We start from the raw sequence: 17,728 nt of genomic DNA, 5'->3' as shown, positions 1-17,728 counted from the left end.
TACAAATAAATTTCCAAAAAAGCCCGTAACTAACGGGCTTTTTTTTATGTTTTTTTGGCTGACCATTAAACAAAAATGAAAACCCAACGTCAGCGGAATTATTAGGTCAATAAACGAGAAAACATCATGAGTCTAGCGCAGTTAACGGAAAAGGTCGGTAAGGTTGAAACATTAGTAGTGCAAGCTGACTATGTGGCCGATCCTCTTCATGCTTACCAATATTTATGTCAAGGCAAGAGTAACAATTTACTACTTGAATCTGCTGAAATTGACAGTAAAGATAATCTCAAAAGTTTGTTGCTGGTTGATGCCGCGCTAAAACTTGAATGTCTTGGCCACGAAGTAAGCTGCCAAGCACTGACCACCAATGGGCATGCCGTCCTTCCTCTATTTATTGAGCATTGCCCAGCGGGTGTTGAACATCAATTTGATAGTGCACAAGGGAGAATTTCATTACGCTTTCCCGAGCCAGATAACAGTTTAGATGAAGACAGCCGCTTGAAAGCCCCTGCCGTCTTTGACGCACTGCGCCTTATTTTGCAAAAAGTAACTGCCATCAGGCAACATCCTCATTCGGTCTTTTTAGGCGGCGCTTTTGCCTATGACTTATTGGCCAGTTTTGAAAAATTACCTGATGTTAAAAACAGCGCGAATTCCTGTCCTGATTTTGTTTTTTATCTAGCCGAAAGTTTGGTGCTAATTGACCATCAATCGCGCCAAACTGAAATTATTGGCAGCGTATTTAGTGGTCTTAATGTTGGTAATAACTATTTTGCTATCAGCCAACGTTTAGAGCAGATCAAACATAAACTCGCCACCATCAAGCCATTACCAAAGGAGCCTTGCACTCCGATATCACAAACTGATTTAGTGGTTAATAAAAACGATGAAGCCTTTAAACAAGATGTAGTCAATCTAAAAGAACACATACTCGCAGGCGATATTTTTCAGGTGGTGCCTTCGCGTATTTTTAGCCTGCCCTGCCCTAATCCTCAACATGCTTATCGAACATTAAAGCAACATAATCCCAGTCCTTACATGTTCTTTTTACAAGATGACGATTTTTGCATGTTTGGCGCCTCGCCTGAGTCAGCCCTAAAATACACCAAACAAAGCAATCAAGTTGAGATTTACCCCATAGCCGGCACTCGGCCACGGGGTAAACGCGCCGATGGCAGTATTGATTTAGACTTAGACAGTCGCCTCGAGTTAAACCTGCAAGAAGATCAAAAAGAACGTTCTGAGCATATAATGTTGGTTGATTTAGCCCGTAATGATGTAGCGAAAGTATCTAAACCCGGTACCCGGTACGTGACTGATTTATTGAAGGTAGACCGCTATTCACATGTGATGCACTTGGTATCAAGGGTTGTAGGCCAACTACGCGATGACTTAGATGCACTAAATGCTTATCAAGCATGCATGAATATGGGCACCTTAGTAGGCGCCCCCAAAGTCAGCGCGGCAAGCTTAATTCGCGAAGTGGAGCAAGAACGCCGAGGCAGTTATGGTGGTGCAGTGGGTTATATCAACGGCCATGGTGATATGGATACCTGCATTGTGATTCGCTCAGCCTTTGTAAAAAACCAAGTTGCACACATCCAAGCAGGGGCTGGCGTGGTGTATGACTCCAACCCGCAAGCCGAAGCCGATGAAACCAGAGGTAAAGCACAAGCGGTTATTCATGCCATCATAGCCAGTTCACAAAGCAGTGATAGCACAGAAGGAGGCCGAGTATGAATCAGTCAAACAACAACGTTTGCGTTTTCCTGCTCGATAACTTTGATTCCTTTACCTACAATTTGGTGGATGAATTGCGCAGTTTGGGCCTTGAACTGATCGTTTACCGAAATTCAGTACCCGCAGATTTTATCCTGCAAAAAATGCACGAACAGGCCGCAACGCAAAACGGCGACGGACAGCCTAAACAAGTGATGTTAATGCTATCGCCTGGCCCAGGAAACCCATCACAGGCAGGTAGCATGTTAACCCTCTTAGACTTAGTAAAAGGACAATTTCCTGTATTAGGTATTTGTTTGGGCCATCAAGCTATTGTGGAATCTTACGGTGGTAATATCGTCAGGGCAAATCAGGTTATGCACGGTAAATCATCATTAATTACGCATAGCGGCACAGATATGTTTGCCACCCTTCCTCAGCCTTTACCAGTTGCGCGTTATCACTCTTTAATGGCCGATAATATGCCAGCCGAACTAGATGTTTTAGCGGATTTTAATGGCATTCCAATGGCGGTGGCGCATCGACAAGATCGTATGCTTGGTTTTCAATTTCATCCTGAATCTATCTTAACCAGTCATGGTAGTCAGTTGTTATTGCAAAGCATTGTCTATCTAACCCAAGCTACGCAAAGCGAAGGAGCAAAATGATGCTGACACATGAAATTTTAGAACGACTTTATCAGCAAAAAGATTTGCAACAAGAGCAGGTTACACAGGTATTTTCTCAAGTAGTAAAGGGCGAAATGTCAGATATCGAATTAGCCTCCTTACTGACGGCCTTAAAAATTAAAGGTGAGCAACCTCAAGAAATCGCGGGCGCTGCACAGGCTCTCATTCAAAACGCCGCACATTTTCCCCATCCTGACTATGAGTTTGCCGATATTGTAGGCACCGGCGGAGATGGCCACGACACCATTAATATTTCATCTGCAGCGGCGATTGTTGCAGCGAGTTGCGGACTGAAAGTAGCTAAACACGGCAATCGCAGTGTATCGAGCCAATCGGGATCCGCTGACTTATTCAAGGCATTTGGTTTAAAGTTAACCATGGATGCAGCAACAGCACGTCGTTGTTTAGATGACTCAAATTTGTGTTTTTTATTTGCGCCAAACTATCACGCAGGCATAAAACATGCGATGCCAGTGCGTACCACGTTAAAAACACGCACCATTTTTAACATACTTGGCCCCTTGGTAAATCCTGCAAGACCCAGCCACATCATTATTGGCGTATACAGTCCTGAACTATTATTGCCCTTTGCCCGTACTTTGCAGCTATTAGGTTATCAACATGCCATGGTCGTGCATGGCAGTGGCTTGGATGAATTCGCCTTACACGGCAACACGCAAGTGGTTGAAATTACGCCTGAAGGTTTATTTGAATACGCCTTAACACCCAGTGATTTTGGGCTAAGCAGCTATCCCTTAGAAGCAATAAAAGGCGGGCAACCCGAAGAAAACAAACAACTTATTGAGCAAGTACTGACTGGCCAAGGTCAAGCAGCGCATCAAGCCGCGGTTGCGATGAACGCCGGTGCCCTGCTGAAGTTATGTGGTAAAGCAGACAGTTTTGCTCAAGGTGCGCAACTTGCCTTACAGGCGATGCTAGACAAACGTCCACTGGCCACCATTACACAATCGGCTGAACTCAGCCAACAAACGAATAACTAAGGAGTTTGCCGAGTCATGGCTAATGTTCTCGAAAAAATTGTAATCGATAAACTCGCTGAGATAGCACAGCGTAAAATTGACTTCCCTCTGGCGCAATTTATTGATCACTTGCAGCCCTCAGACCGCAGCTTTTATGCGGCATTGGCGCAACCTAATGCCAGTTTTATTTTAGAATGTAAGAAAGCGTCCCCCTCAAAAGGGCTCATTCGCGCTGATTTTAATCTTGATGAAATTATTCAGGCCTACGCCCCTTATGCAGCCTGTATTTCAGTACTGACTGATGAAAAATATTTTCAAGGTAAATTTGAATATTTGCAATATGTGCGCAACAAACTCAGCCAACCAGTGATTAATAAAGATTTTTTTGTCGAGGCCTATCAGGTTCATCTCGCCCGCTATTATGATGCAGATGCGATCTTACTCATGTTGTCTGTGTTAGACGACGAGACTTACACTGAGTTAGCGACTCTGGCAGAACATTACCAACTTGATGTCTTAACTGAAGTGAGCAACGAAGAAGAAGCCCATCGTGCCATTGCTTTAAAAGCAAAAATCATCGGGATTAATAATCGAAATCTGCGTGATCTAAGTACCGACCTAGCAACCACTGAACAACTAGTACCTTTAATTAAGCAACACGCTAGCCATGAATACGTACTGATTTCTGAATCAGGTATTTACACCCAACAAGACGTGAGACGTTTATCACCTCTGGTGGATGGCTTTTTAGTGGGCAGTGCCTTAATGGCTCAGCCTGATGTTGGCGTAGCAACTAAGCAATTAGTTTATGGTAAGGTTAAGGTCTGTGGCACTACCTCAGTGGAGGGTGCTGATTTGGTAAAAAGTTCGCCAGCCAGTTATGCAGGACTTATTTTTGCTGAACAATCAAAACGCTTTGTCAGCCTTGAAAAAGCTCAACAAATTGTTGAAGCGGTGCCCTTTAACTACGTGGGCGTATTTGTTGATGCGCCCCTTGAGCAAGTTGTAAAGACGGCCCTTAAACTGAAACTATGTGCGGTGCAATTGCATGGCAACGAACAACAACTCTACATCACTGAACTCAGAGCGCAGTTACCTTCAAGCTGTCAAATTTGGTTAGCGAAAGGCGTGACAGACCGCTTACCTGAATTAATAGAAACTGACGTAGATTACTTTTTATTAGATTGCCAAGTTGGTCAGCAAAGCGGCGGTACAGGTCAATCATTTGATTGGCGATTGTTAAATGCTTTAACAGACAAAACGAAGGTGATATTAGCTGGCGGATTACATGCCGAAAATGTCAGGGCTGCGGCTGAATGCCAACTTGCCATGCTTGATCTTAATTCAGGGCTAGAGTCTGCGCCTGGTATTAAAGATCCACAAAAAATAACCCAAATCTTTGGCTTGCTTCGCCAGTACTAAGCTGACAGCGTAAACGCTAAAAATAGAGAGACGATAATGAATAAATTAGACAGTAAATTTGGTCAGTTCGGGGGCATGTATGTTCCCGAATTACTCATCCCTGCCCTCGACCAACTAGAGCAAGCCTTTATTGATGCTCAAAAGGATCCAGAATTCCAAGCAGAATTTATGGGGCTGTTAAAAGACTACGCGGGTCGTCCAACCGCTATGACCTTGACGCGCAATCTGGTGAGTAATCCTTTAGTTAAGCTGTATTTAAAGCGTGAAGATTTATTACACGGTGGCGCGCACAAAACCAATCAAGTACTAGGCCAAGCCCTATTGACTAAGCGTATGGGCAAAACTGAAGTCATCGCTGAAACGGGTGCAGGCCAACACGGCGTAGCCACCGCACTGGCCTGTGCCTTAATGGGGTTAAAAGCCCGAATATACATGGGTGCCAAAGATGTTGAACGCCAAGCGCCCAACGTGTTTAGAATGCGTTTAATGGGTGCTGAAGTGATCCCTGTTAACGCTGGCTCTGGCACACTCAAAGATGCCGTTAACGAAGCCATGCGCGATTGGTCTGGTAGTTATGAAAAAGCCCATTATCTGCTAGGTACCGCTGCAGGACCGCATCCTTTCCCCACAATTGTGCGAGAATTTCACCGGATGATTGGCGAAGAAACCAAAGCGCAAATTCTTGAAAAAGAAGGCCGTTTACCCGATGCCGTTGTGGCCTGTGTGGGTGGTGGCTCAAATGCAATTGGTATGTTTGCTGATTTTATTGATGATCTTAGCGTTAAGCTAATTGGTGTCGAGCCTGCTGGTAAAGGGTTGCACACCCATGAACATGGCGCTGCAATAGGTAAAGGCACAACGGGTATACTCCATGGCGCTTACAGCTACATCATGCAAGACAATGACGGACAAATAGAAGAGTCTTATTCGGTTTCTGCTGGTTTAGATTACCCTGCAGTTGGTCCCCAACACGCTCATTTGCATGATACTGGTCGGGCGCAATATGTGGCGATAAGTGATGATGAAGCACTGAATGCCTTTCAGTTATTGTCTCGAAAAGAAGGGATTATCCCCGCCCTAGAGTCTTCACATGCCTTAGCCCATGCCTTAAATATGGCAGACGAAGCCGAAGAAGAAACCATTATTGTGGTCAATTTATCTGGCCGTGGTGACAAAGACTTAGCCCACGTACATAGCATTTTGGGAGATCAGAAAAATGGCTAATCACGACAGATATAAAGAAATGTTTGCCAAGCTTGATAACAAAAATCAAGGTGCCTTTGTCCCCTTTGTAATGGTAGGTGACCCCGATAAGCACACCTCGGTCAATATTATCAAAGCCTTGGTTGAAGGTGGCGCTGATGCCTTAGAGTTGGGTTTTCCTTACTCTGATCCAATTGCAGATGGCCCGACAATTCAACAAGCGAGTATTCGAGCCTTATCGCATAAAATAAAAACAACCGACTGCTTCGACGTTATACGCGAAGTGCGTGATGCCTATCCTAATATTCCAATTGGTTTATTGCTTTACAGTAACTTAGTACTAAAGCGCGGTATCGAGACCTTTTACAAGGATGCCGCACAAGCGGGCGTTGATTCAATTTTAATTGCTGATGTGCCCTTGCGTGAAGCTGATCGCTTTATTGATATCGCCAATGCCGTTGGTATCAAGCAGATTTTGATTGCACCGCCCAACGCTAGCGAAGAAACCCTTGCAGAAATTGGCAAGCAATCTCAGGGCTACACCTACTTGTTAGGTCGAGCGGGTGTAACAGGAGCTGAAACCGCAGCAGCAACGCCTACCCATGAGCTTATTGAAAAACTGACTCGGCATAAAGTCGCGCCACCACTTTTAGGTTTTGGTATTTCAAAACCAGAGCAAGTGAGTGAAGCCATTAAAGCCGGAGCTGCTGGGGCAATTTCAGGCTCTGCGACAGTAAATATTATTGCAAAGTACTTGGATAAACCACAAGAAATGCTCCAGCAATTAAAAGCCTTTGTTGGCGAAATGAAAGCGGCTACGCAGAAATAATAAGGACAATATATGTGGTACGTAATATATAGTGAAGATGTTGAAAACAGCTTACCCCTACGAAAACAAACGAGACCCGCGCATTTAGCCCGTATTCAAACCTTAGTCGATCAAGGGCGAGTTATGGTTGCCGGTCCCTGCCCCGCCATTGACAGTGACGATCCAGGTGAAGCTGGATTTACTGGTTCTTTGGTGATTGCAGAGTTTGCTAGTTTAGAAGAGGCACAAACGTGGGCTGATACTGACCCTTACATGGTGGCCGGTGTTTATGCAAAAGTGGTAGTTAAGCCCTTTAAAAAGGTCCTGCCCTAAAGAGAATAGTTACGGCTAAGATGAGTTATATTCCCAATATTGAAAACTTAATGCCTGCCATCGACATGAGCGCCATGCGCGCTCAAGGCGCTGGTGGGCAAAACGTCAATAAAGTCTCCAGTGCGATTCATTTACGCTTTGATATCGCCAATGCGGCCATCCCTGAATACCTCAAACAACGGCTGTTAACCGGCAAAGATAAACGGGTGACCACCGATGGTATTTTGATTATCAAAGCCCAGAGCCATAGAACCCAAGAAAGTAACAAGCAAGATGCACTAAACCGACTAAGTGAAATACTTACCGAAACCGGCAAACTACAAAAAGCCCGCCGCGCCACCAGACCCACCAAAAGTTCACAAATCAAGCGAGTAGAGACCAAAAAGAAATCAGGGCAAGTAAAGGCGCTGCGTAAAAAAGTGGATTTTTAAAGCCGCTTATCCATCGTTATTTGCTGACTCTACTGCCTCATCTGTGCATCGCTCTCCTGTTGTATGGACCACTGATGATAGCAACGCAGCTAATTGCCAAAGCAAAGCATCAATTTATTCTGCATTTGCATCCGACATCCTGCCTATAAATCTAAAAACGTCACTTACCAGTTAGGTTTTCTGAATATTGGCCGATACCTTCACCTATACGCTGGAGGAATTATGCTTAACCAATCACACATGTTTAAAAAATCCTTATCATTGTTTGCAATGCTCCTTTTGTTTGGTGCACTTTCAGGGTGTATGCAAGGCAAGGCGGCTACTGATATTGATTACACCTTTGCTACTGCCGATGGTACGATTGAGCCATCTGACAATACGATTAAGTTAGTTAACGCCGTTTTTTATAAAAACTTCATTGGTGGTGATTGGCGCTTTAAAGGATCTGCTCGGGTCAATGACACGATTAACGCGTACATTCAAATTCCTCAGCAATTGCAGATGAGTCTGCACGAGCAAGAAAACTACTTAAAGGGTGCTATTTGCCCTTCTTCACAAAACAAAGCGCTATGGGAAGAAATTAAAGGTAATAAATTAGCGGTGCATATTTATACGCATAAACGTAAATACAGTACTTTTGTTATTTGTGAAAATGGTGACGTGGCTTAACGCTCGTCACTTATCCTGCCTTTTCACTGGGTATTTATAGTCTTAGCGCTATTTTAATAACTTACCTTTAAAGATTATTATTTACATCAAGTCACATTCAATTCAGTTAAAATTCAGCATCATGGCTTTAGTATTTATTTCAAGCTAAAGAGGAAATAACCATGAAAAAGAAAACTGTTATTTTAATATCACTACTCGTTTTAAGTACCAGTACCTTCGCCAAGCAGCACAAAGTGAAAGTGCTCGAAGTCCAGCCCATATATGAATATGTCGTTGTTAACAAACCTGTGGAGCAATGCCGTCCACTTTATTCGCGTCAGCTTACAGTAAATCATGACGGTGCATTATTTGGCAGTGTGGTTGGGGGCACGATTGGCAATATGACCAGCGAACGTAAAAACCGAACCGAGGCAACGATAATAGGGGCTGTAATCGGCGGAGTTATTGGTAGTCAAATAGACAACAATAGACATTCTGTTAGGTCTCCCGCACTGGCATGCACAACCCATTATGTGAATACTGAAAAAGTACGTGTTATTACAGGCTATGACTATTGGTATCGGGTTAATGGCAAAATGTATAAAGGCTTTAGTGAACAAGAGCCATCTCGTTACATTTCATTGCGTAAGTAAACCACATTATTTTATGTTTAGATGGCTTATGCCCACCTTACTTTCTTGTTAAAGTAGGCTTAAGCCAATGTTTTGTTTTTCAATGCTAAGAAGTTGAGTCAGCCTTTGAAAAGATTCTCAGTCATACAATTTTGCACGTTTAGTTTGATATCGCTATTGCTGTTATCAAACTCGGCTGTGGCTGATGATAAAAAACAAACTCAAGCACCCAAAACCAAATCAGAAGCCGCTCAACAAGCCCAGCAAAAAGTGAATGGTAGAGTGCTAAAGGTAGAACAAAATCAAACCACATACCGAGTTAAAGTCCTGCAAAAATCAGGACGCGTTGTATCCGTTGACGTAGATAAAAAATCTGGGAAAGTCAGCAAAGAGAAAAAGGACTAAAAATGCGAGTATTAATCGTCGAGGACGATAGTCGTTTACTGACCCAATTGGATCAGTTGCTACAAAAAAGTGGTTACAGTGTTGATTTGGCAGATGACGGCGCAAAAGCCCTGTTTTTACTCAATGAACACCCTTACGATCTGGCCATTGTAGATATTGGCTTGCCGGTAGTTGATGGCTTTGACGTTATTCAACGAGCCCGTAAAAACAACGTCACCTGCCCTATTCTAATACTAACCGCCCGAGATAGATGGCAAGAGAAAGTCGAGGGTTTAGATGCTGGTGCAGATGATTACTTAACAAAACCATTTCACAATGAAGAGTTGTTAGCCCGAGTCAAAGCGCTTATTCGTCGAGCAGCAGGCAAAGCCCACCCTTTAATTGAAAAAGGGCCGATTGCCTTAGACACCCTGAGCGAAGAAGTGACCATTAATGGAAGCTACATTGAGTTAACGGCTTATGAATATAAGGTACTTGAATATTTGTTGCTCAACCCGCAAAAAATCGTGTCTAAAACAGAATTAACAGAACACATTTATGATCAAGACTTCGACTTAGATAGCAACGTTATAGAAGTATTTGTAGGGCGTTTGCGCAAAAAAATTGACCCCGAAGGAACGTTAAACCCTATAGAAACCTTACGTGGTCGTGGATACCGCATCAATAGAGATCTGTAAACGCCGTGCCGCTAACTTCAGCGCTTAATAGTTTATCTTTACGTTTACGAAGTTTTGCGGCGGCGATTTTAACCTTGCTTATCTTTATCCCTTTTACTGCGATTACATTGGAGGCTGCCTTTAACGACAGTTTGAGCCAGTCGATGTTGCAACAACTGAAAGTGCAAAACTTGATGTTGATCAGCGAATTCGAGTTTGAACATAATCAAGCCAGCATGCCCGAGCAACTTATTAACGATCAATTTAACCTGCCGGACTCTGGATTATATGGTTTTATTGTGACAAATGACGCCGTGGTCTGGAAATCGTTGTCTGCGCTTAATTGGCAGCAACTTCCCGTTTTAAATGCTCCTGCGGTAGGTACCGATCATTTTATCGAAGACTTAGCGCTGCAAAATACCTATTTTGTCTACGCTTACACAGCTGAATTCGACAATGATGGAAGCTATCAATCCGTCAGTTTTTTTATTTTGCAAGATAAGGCTGTCTTTAATACTGAAAAAGACAAGTTTGCCACTATCCTGTTTGAATGGCTCGGTTTTATTGCCCTACTATTATTAGTGCTTCTTTTGGTCAGCTTAAATGCCGCATTACTGCCCATCAACCGATTGAATCAGCAGATAAAGAAAGCAGAGCGAGGCCAATTAAAACGACTTGATCAGCAATATCCACCTGAATTAGAAAAATTAAAAAGAAGCATAAACCACTTACTCGACAGTGAAGAACAACAGCGAGCGCGTTACAAAAATAGTTTAAGTGATCTCGCTCACAGTTTAAAAACCCCTCTTGCGGTGTTGTCTGGGAGTCAAGGTTTACCCTTTGAAGCCAAAGAGCCTATTCAGCAAATCGACTCGCTGATAAAACGTCAACTAAAGCGCGCCGTGATAGGCAGCTATGCTGGATGGGAGCAAGCGATAGAAATAAAACCTATTGTATTAAAACTTACCAATGCCATGTCAAAGGTTTACGCTGATAAAGCCCTTGAACTGAATACTGAAAAGGTTGAGCCAAGCGCCTGTTTTCAGGGGGATATCACTGATTTGATGGAATTATTGGGAAATGTATTAGATAACGCCTGTAAAGCAGCCAACAATACAGTCAGTATTGAATGCGCTGTCACAGAAAATTGGTTAAGCCTATCTATTGCTGATGATGGGCCGGGCATCCCTGCGGATAAACGACAGATTTTACTTGAACGGGGTATGCGTTTAGACAGTTATACCGAAGGGCAAGGCATTGGGATGGCGGTAGTTGCAGACTTAGTGAGTGCGTATCAAGGCCAGCTAGCAATAAGCACAAGCGCCTTGGGAGGCGCCTTAATTAGCCTTAAATTTCCAATCCGCCAAGTGTAAATTTAAGACTACTGTGCACTCTCTTCAGTCACGGCTACTTCATCAGTGTTTTCACTATCTAATAACAACGCTATCCAACGGGTATTTTGACTAGACTCTAGCGCGATTTTAACAATCATAGTTAGCGGCACAGACAACAACATGCCCACGGTACCCAATAACCATCCCCAAAAAATTAAGGATAAAAAAACCACTAGAGTAGACAGCCCCAAGCCACGCCCCATAAATCGTGGCTCTACAATATTCCCCATCACCGTATTGGTGAAGATATAACCTAGGGCGACCAAACCCGCCGAGCCTGTTCCTAGTTGTACGACGGCTAACATAACAGCAGGCACAGCGGCAATAATCGACCCAATATTGGGAATATAGTTGAATAAAAAGGCCAACATGGCCCAAAGCAAATAATGATCTAATCCTAAGAAATAAAGCCAAACCCCGATAAATAGCCCCGTTCCAAGACTCACCAAGGTTTTGATGGCTAGATAGTTTTTTACCGATACTAGAAACTTATCAATTTGTTTAATTTTCATATCGGGATCGTCAAGTGCGATATGCACTTTTTTAGGAATTGAATCGGCTTCAAACAACATAAAGACCACAATTAACAAGATAAGTAGAAAGTTAGTTAATACGCCGCCAAGGCTCGATAAGAGATTTGTTACCATGTTCATGGCTAAACCAGGATCCAAATAAGACAATATTTGCTGTTTATCAAATTTAAGATTAAATTTTTCAGCCTGACCAATTAACCACCCGAACTCCTCAACTAATTGCGTGCGGTATTTAGGTAAATTTTGGCTAAATTCATTCATCGATTGGCCAACTAATCCAGCCAAAATAAATCCAAAAATCACTATCAGGAGTATCACTAACACAACGGCAATTGAGCGAGGCACTTTATACTTGCCCGCCCAAGTAATGAGAGGACTACATGCCATTGCAATAAATAGTGACAGTAAAAAAGGGACAACAATGACACTGGCTGATTTTATTCCGGCCAAAACAATAACGATAGAAGCTAGAATGAGGAGCATTTTGAGTGAAGATGAAGACGGATTTTGCATTTAATTTTCTTTGACCATTCCTTTACTAGCAAACTATCAGATATAACGTTACTTTTACAGTATGATCAGTGCCGTAATGGTGACTAACAATAATTATTAATTTTGGATTAGCTTAACAATGAAATTAAACCCTGCCACCATTCGTATCAAGAATCTTCGTCTACGCACTTACATTGGGATCAACGAAGACGAAATAGTGAATATGCAAGATGTTGTGATTAATGTAAAAATTCATTATCAAGCAGATCAAGCCACCGATACGGATAAGATGGATGATGCTCTGAACTACAAAACTATTACCAAGCGCATCATAAAATTGGTTGAAAATAACCGTTTTTCTTTATTAGAAAAACTCACCGCTGACGTGTTAGCTATTGCAGCAGAGCACCAGTGGGTAATTTATGCAGAAGCAGAAGTCGACAAACCACATGCTTTACGTTTTGCCGATTCAGTTTCGTTATGTTTATCGTGCAATAAAAATTAACGACTAGGGATATCATGAAAATTCTCATTACGGGCGGTACCGGTTTAATCGGCTCTAATTTAATTCCTTTATTAAGACCAAACGAGATTGCCGTTTACACTCGTAATGTATCCATGGCTGAGCAGATACTCGGCCACAAAATACACTTTCTTTCGTCACTTTCTCATCTGAGCAATTTAAATGATTATCAAGTTGTTATAAATCTAGCGGGTGAGCCCATTGTTGGTAAAAAATGGACGGCCGAGCAAAAGCATAAGATAGAGCAAAGCCGATGGTCCATCACCGAGAAGATCGTGGCGTTAATTAAAAACAGCGAACACCCTCCAGAATTGTTGATTAGTGGCTCAGCTATCGGCTTTTATGGACCGCAAAACGACCAACCCATCGATGAAAGCTTCGATGAACCAACCGACGACTTTGGCCATCAACTGTGTGAAAGATGGGAACAACTGGCCAAAAAAGCGGAATCTGCTAAAACAAGAGTGTGTATCGTCCGTACAGGCATCGTATTGACGAAGCGAGGCGGTGCTCTAGAAAAAATGCTAACGCCTTTTAGACTTGGACTAGGGGGCCCAATAGGCCGAGGCGACCAGTACTTTTCGTGGATTCATCTTGAAGATATGTTAAGGGGACTCGTTCATCTTATCGATACGCCGTCCTGTAAGGGTGTATTTAATTTTACAGCCCCCAATCCTGTTACTAATTATGAGTTTAGCCATGCATTAGCGAGTGCACTCAAAAGACCCTGTTTTTTTAAGGTTCCTGAGGCAATATTGCGCCTAACCATGGGTGAATCTGCTGACCTTATTCTTTATGGTCAAAGAGTGATCCCCCAGCGTTTGTTAGACAGTGGCTATCAATTTGTATTCCCCGATATCAATACAGCCTTAGATTGCGTGAGAAAATAACCCAAAAGGGCATCGTTGATGCCCTTTTTGATTTATTAAACCATTTGCCTAAGTAAATGACTGGTATTCAATTTGAGTAATCGCCAGCAACTCAGCGCACCCAAAAATGACACGACCAGTGCCCCGGCGACTGGCGCGATGAACCAATATTGCCAATGTAATTTCGCTTCCATTTGAAATACTTGGCTCTGCAACAGATACAAACTTAATTCATTGAATACCGCAGCCATCAATCCAGCGGTTAGACCAATAATGATAAACTCACATAACACACTGCCTCGAATAAGCCGCCCTTTCGCCCCTAAAGTACGTAATATAGCCAGCTCTTGTTGACGCTCATCCATACTCGCTTGTACTTGAGCAACTAAGACCAGAGAGCCTGCGATTAATACCAGTATTAAAATAAACTCAACTGCCAAAGAAACCTGCTCAACGATATTGCGCAATTGATCGATACGGGCATCTACGTCGATCAATGTTACGCTGGCAAATGGCAACATCAATTGGGTTAAGTCAGACTTTTGCTCTTTAGGCAGATAAAAACTTGCTAGGTAGGTCGGCACAAAATGCGCTAGAGCCTTGGGTTCGATGACAAAGAAAAAATTAGGTCGCATAGATTGCCAGTTTACGTCCCTCAGGCTAGTGACTCTAACTTGCACAACCTCACTGCCAATATTGAAGGTTAACTCATCACCCAATTTTATATTTAAGCGTTCTGCCAAACGCTCTTCTACCGAAACGCCATATTGCTCAGTATCGAGTGTATCGGAGGAGGGACTCTCATTGAACCAATGCCCAGCGGTAACTCTACTGCCTGTTTGTAACTCATCACTCCACGTTAGGTTGGCTTCTCTACCCAGACCATCACGTCCGCTACTTTGTTGCTCTTCATCTTCTTTACTAACTGCAGTTCTGATTTTTTCACCATTAATCGAAACAAATCGGCCTCTTACTACAGGATAGAATTTTTCAACATGAACCTTCCTTGCTGCAAAATGTTGAGCCAGTTCACTTTGCTGATTTTGGGTAATGTTCACCAAGAAATAATTAGGCGTTCCTTGCGGTAATTGGTCTTGCCACTGCTGTACCATGTCATTGCGCATGACTAACACTACTAGCAACAACATGATAGTGATGGCGAAACTGATTAGTTGAACACTGTTATCAAGTGCTCGACGGTGAATACGTGCCCAAGCTAAGCGCCAAGCACTCATTCGACCTTGCCCAAATGCCCTTCCAAGCCAAATTAATCCATAGGTAACCAGCAATAGAGCCAACACCAATAGAACCCCTGAACTAAACAAAATGGCACTAATGGTAAGATTCTCGCTGTAGGCCCACATTAATAGAAAAATCGCCCCACCCGAGGCGATAAACTGAATGATACGAGAACTCAAATTAGCGCCTAGATCCCTTCTAAGAACACGCAGTGGTGATACAGAAAATAGTTTTAGTAAAGGGTACAAAGAAAATAGCAGAGCACAAATTGACCCAGTGAAGATAGCAATAATAAGTGGCCGCCAGTGCCAAGCATCCATAGATACATTGATGCTGTCAGCTAAGGCCCAGACCACTAATTGTTGCAATACAAAGCCAACCACTGAACCAATAATAATCCCCAATACAGTTATAAAAATGATTTGTAATAGATAAATTTGCTGCACCATGTTTTTTGAAGCGCCTAAGGTCTTCATGATCGCAACGGGATCATAATGGCGTTGGCTATAACGTTGGGCCGCAACGGCAATAGAAACGGCGGCTAATACAATAGCAAGCAAACTCGCCAGCAAGAAGTATTGCTCTGCTCTACTTACGGCGTTGCCTATAGGAGAATTATCATCTTCAATTGATTTCCATCGATGTATCTCATTATCTAATTGAGGCCGAAGCCAATCATAATAATCATTTAGGTTTGCGCTACTACCACTGAAAAACGCGGTGTATGTAACGCGACTTCCAGGTCCTGTTACTTGGGTATTGGCTAGATCATTAAGGGGAATAAGTACCTTTGGATCGCCGCCAAAGATATTAAAACCAGCGTCGGGCACTTCCACGAGTACTTTAGAAATTGTAAAATTAGCGGCACCAATTTCTATTTCGTCGCCCAGTTTAACATCCAGACTTTGTAGTAATCGCGACTCAATCCAAGCCTCCCCTTCTTGCGGTAACGCCTCGGTAAACGCGCCTTGTGCAAAGGCCACATCAGACACTTTAATCTTGCCTTTTAACGGGTAGGTTGAGCTTGCAGCTCTTAATTCAGATAACTGCAATTTATCATTCGCAAACACCATGGAGCGGGTATATACCTGCTGGGCTGTTTGCAAACCAAATTCGTTTGCTTTAGCAAGCCATTGCTCGTTCATCGGATTACGGGAATCTAGAACTCGATCGGCGGCAATAAATTCAGCGCTTTTTGCCGTTAAAGCACTTTGTAAACGTTCACTGAATAGTGATAAGGAAAGGACTGAACCCACAGCTAAAATAATCGCTAGTAGGATAATAGTGAGTTCACCGCGTTTTGTTTCGTGTTTAAACAATCTCCACGCGAGATTAAAGGCTGCTTGTTTCATTCAGCGTTCTCACTCGATGTTATTTCACTTAGTGCTCCCGCATGCATTTGCAATTGTCTTTGGCACTTAGCAGCGAGCTTGGGATCATGGGTCACCAGAATTAAGGTGGTATTTAACTCTCTATTCAAATCAAATAACAGTTGTTCGACCTTGTCACTGTTACTCGCATCTAAATTACCAGTGGGTTCATCCGCGAATAAAATTTTGGGTTGGGTGATAAACGCTCTAGCTATAGCTACGCGCTGCTGTTCGCCACCTGAAAGTTGATTTGGATAATGTTTTGCACGATGATCCAAACCAACCAACTGAAGGAGTTTTAGCGCTTTGCTTCTAGCGTCGTTGAGACCAGCGATTTCGGCTGGTAACATAATATTTTCAATAGCGGTTAAGCTTTGTACCAACATGAAACTCTGGAATATAAATCCTACTTTAGCCCCCCTTAGTTGAGCCCTCTGTTCTTCGTTCATAGTATGCATAGCCTGGCCGTCTATGAAAATCTCGCCAGAACTGACTTCATCAAGCCCTGCTAATAAACTTAATAAGGTTGATTTTCCCGAGCCTGATGCACCCACGATGGCAATAGATTCACCTTCACTAACGTCAAAACTAATAGGTTTTAAGATCTCTAATTGACCTTGAGTAGTACTTACTGTTTTACTAATGCTGTTTGTGCTTATCATTTTTATAGGAGTCATGGTGTTTTTCAAACTTATCAAATTATTGAAAATTAAATTAAAAATCGTTGTCTTACTTATACCAGTTTTGCTTTTTTCAGATCAACTCATGGCGAAAGAGACAAGGCTATTAATACTTGGAGATAGCTTAAGTGCGGGCTATGGTATTTCTCAAACAGAAGGTTGGGTTAGTTTGTTACAAGATATGTGGCAAGGTAAGTCTATTACAATCATAAATGGTGCAATTAGCGGTGAAACAACTGACGGTGCGCTAGCTCGTTTACCACGTTTGCTTGAACAAAACAAACCAACGCATGTGTATATTGAATTAGGTGGCAATGACGGCCTTCAAGGACACCCAGTTGGTAAAATGATGGAAAATTTAGATTCAATTATCAGCCAATCAATTGACTCTGGCGCCGCGGTATTTCTTCAAGCCATGGCAATACCAACAAATTATGGAAAACGTTATACAGACATGTTTAGCGCTGCGTATGAATCCCTGGCGAGTAAACATCGAGTACCTCTCATTCCGTTTTTTTTACAAAATATCGCCTTAAACAAAAAATTAATGCAAGCAGATGGCATTCACCCTAACGCGGAAGCTCAAGCAATTATCGCTAAAGACATGGAAAAAATACTAGGTGACCTTATATTAAGTAGCAGAACAGATAATAAGCAACTACACTAAGGCAATAACATGATTAACTATTTAAGGAGTTTGAA

General features: G+C 42.7%; 19 protein-coding genes. 16 read left to right on the top strand and 3 right to left on the bottom strand.

Translation table 11 applies throughout. From position 1 onward, the window contains the following. Nucleotides 1–126 precede the first annotated feature (126 nt). From ACEN2L_RS19380 to ACEN2L_RS19320, 13 genes are all read left to right on the top strand, one after another. Nucleotides 127–1,740 (top strand): anthranilate synthase component 1, encoded by a 1,614-nt coding sequence (locus ACEN2L_RS19380; RefSeq protein ID WP_441745771.1) that lies wholly within the window; start codon nt 127–129, stop codon nt 1,738–1,740. After that, a complete protein-coding gene (locus ACEN2L_RS19375; RefSeq protein WP_441745770.1) occupies nt 1,737–2,387 on the top strand; it encodes an aminodeoxychorismate/anthranilate synthase component II in 651 nt (216 codons plus the stop codon). Before ACEN2L_RS19380 ends, ACEN2L_RS19375 begins: the two co-directional genes overlap by 4 nt. After that, the gene (trpD, locus tag ACEN2L_RS19370; RefSeq protein WP_441745769.1) at nt 2,384–3,409 is read left to right on the top strand and encodes an anthranilate phosphoribosyltransferase; all 1,026 of its coding nucleotides are present in this window, start codon (nt 2,384–2,386) and stop codon (nt 3,407–3,409) included. The genes ACEN2L_RS19375 and trpD overlap by 4 nt, the downstream gene beginning before the upstream one ends. A 15-nt stretch (nt 3,410–3,424) precedes the next feature. Next, on the top strand, nt 3,425–4,810 hold the full coding sequence (gene trpCF, locus ACEN2L_RS19365; RefSeq protein ID WP_441745768.1) for a bifunctional indole-3-glycerol-phosphate synthase TrpC/phosphoribosylanthranilate isomerase TrpF: 1,386 nt from the start codon (nt 3,425–3,427) through the stop codon (nt 4,808–4,810). 36 nt (nt 4,811–4,846) lie between these two features. Then, nucleotides 4,847–6,034 (top strand): tryptophan synthase subunit beta, encoded by a 1,188-nt coding sequence (gene trpB, locus ACEN2L_RS19360; protein ID WP_306023699.1) that lies wholly within the window; start codon nt 4,847–4,849, stop codon nt 6,032–6,034. After that, nucleotides 6,027–6,842, top strand: coding sequence for a tryptophan synthase subunit alpha (gene trpA / locus ACEN2L_RS19355; protein WP_441745767.1), 816 nt, complete (start codon nt 6,027–6,029; stop codon nt 6,840–6,842). Before trpB ends, trpA begins: the two co-directional genes overlap by 8 nt. Before the next feature lie 12 nt (nt 6,843–6,854). Beyond that, nucleotides 6,855–7,154 carry a YciI family protein gene (locus tag ACEN2L_RS19350; RefSeq protein WP_441745766.1) on the top strand — a complete coding sequence of 100 codons (300 nt, stop codon included), beginning with the start codon at nt 6,855–6,857 and terminating at the stop codon, nt 7,152–7,154. A gap of 20 nt (nt 7,155–7,174) precedes the next feature. After that, nucleotides 7,175–7,585, top strand: a complete 411-nt coding sequence (gene arfB / locus ACEN2L_RS19345; RefSeq protein ID WP_441745765.1) for an alternative ribosome rescue aminoacyl-tRNA hydrolase ArfB — start codon at nt 7,175–7,177, stop codon at nt 7,583–7,585. Between the two features lie 222 nt (nt 7,586–7,807). Further along, nucleotides 7,808–8,254 (top strand): hypothetical protein, encoded by a 447-nt coding sequence (locus ACEN2L_RS19340; protein WP_441745764.1) that lies wholly within the window; start codon nt 7,808–7,810, stop codon nt 8,252–8,254. 161 nt (nt 8,255–8,415) lie between these two features. Further along, nucleotides 8,416–8,886: a glycine zipper 2TM domain-containing protein gene (locus ACEN2L_RS19335; protein WP_441745763.1), complete on the top strand. Its 471-nt coding sequence runs from the start codon at nt 8,416–8,418 to the stop codon at nt 8,884–8,886. A 72-nt stretch (nt 8,887–8,958) separates the two neighbouring features. Next, entirely contained in the window at nt 8,959–9,270 is a 312-nt protein-coding gene (locus ACEN2L_RS19330) for a PepSY domain-containing protein (RefSeq protein WP_441745762.1), read from the top strand. Nucleotides 9,271–9,272: 2 nt separating this feature from the next. Beyond that, complete coding sequence (locus tag ACEN2L_RS19325; RefSeq protein ID WP_441745761.1) at nt 9,273–9,947, top strand: response regulator transcription factor; 675 nt, start codon at nt 9,273–9,275, stop codon at nt 9,945–9,947. Between the two features lie 5 nt (nt 9,948–9,952). Further along, nucleotides 9,953–11,299, top strand: coding sequence for an ATP-binding protein (locus ACEN2L_RS19320; RefSeq protein ID WP_441745760.1), 1,347 nt, complete (start codon nt 9,953–9,955; stop codon nt 11,297–11,299). An 8-nt stretch (nt 11,300–11,307) separates the two neighbouring features. Here the strand turns inward: ACEN2L_RS19320 and ACEN2L_RS19315 are convergent, their stop codons facing one another. Then, the gene (locus ACEN2L_RS19315) at nt 11,308–12,366 is read right to left on the bottom strand and encodes an AI-2E family transporter (protein ID WP_306023691.1); all 1,059 of its coding nucleotides are present in this window, start codon (nt 12,364–12,366) and stop codon (nt 11,308–11,310) included. A gap of 118 nt (nt 12,367–12,484) precedes the next feature. On the opposite strand from ACEN2L_RS19315, the gene folX reads away from it, so the two are divergent. Further along, a complete protein-coding gene (gene folX / locus ACEN2L_RS19310) occupies nt 12,485–12,850 on the top strand; it encodes a dihydroneopterin triphosphate 2'-epimerase (protein WP_306023690.1) in 366 nt (121 codons plus the stop codon). A gap of 14 nt (nt 12,851–12,864) precedes the next feature. After that, on the top strand, nt 12,865–13,758 hold the full coding sequence (locus ACEN2L_RS19305; RefSeq protein WP_441745759.1) for a TIGR01777 family oxidoreductase: 894 nt from the start codon (nt 12,865–12,867) through the stop codon (nt 13,756–13,758). A 35-nt stretch (nt 13,759–13,793) separates the two neighbouring features. Here ACEN2L_RS19305 and ACEN2L_RS19300 read toward each other — a convergent pair whose 3' ends face one another. Both ACEN2L_RS19300 and ACEN2L_RS19295 read right to left on the bottom strand, forming a co-directional pair. Next, on the bottom strand, nt 13,794–16,328 hold the full coding sequence (locus ACEN2L_RS19300; protein ID WP_441745758.1) for an ABC transporter permease: 2,535 nt from the start codon (nt 16,326–16,328) through the stop codon (nt 13,794–13,796). Beyond that, the gene (locus tag ACEN2L_RS19295; protein ID WP_372340945.1) at nt 16,325–17,023 is read right to left on the bottom strand and encodes an ABC transporter ATP-binding protein; all 699 of its coding nucleotides are present in this window, start codon (nt 17,021–17,023) and stop codon (nt 16,325–16,327) included. The genes ACEN2L_RS19300 and ACEN2L_RS19295 overlap by 4 nt, the downstream gene beginning before the upstream one ends. Here ACEN2L_RS19295 and ACEN2L_RS19290 point away from each other — a divergent pair. Continuing rightward, nucleotides 17,022–17,693, top strand: a complete 672-nt coding sequence (locus ACEN2L_RS19290) for an arylesterase (RefSeq protein WP_441745757.1) — start codon at nt 17,022–17,024, stop codon at nt 17,691–17,693. The genes ACEN2L_RS19295 and ACEN2L_RS19290 overlap by 2 nt on opposite strands. Nucleotides 17,694–17,728: the final 35 nt, after the last annotated feature.

It is taken from the genome of Flavobacterium sp. W21_SRS_FM6 (assembly GCF_052119645.1).
Classification (GTDB): domain Bacteria; phylum Pseudomonadota; class Gammaproteobacteria; order Enterobacterales; family Alteromonadaceae; genus Paraglaciecola.
The sequence above is the reverse complement of the archived record's forward strand: the minus strand, read 5'-3'. Positions and strand labels throughout refer to the sequence as shown.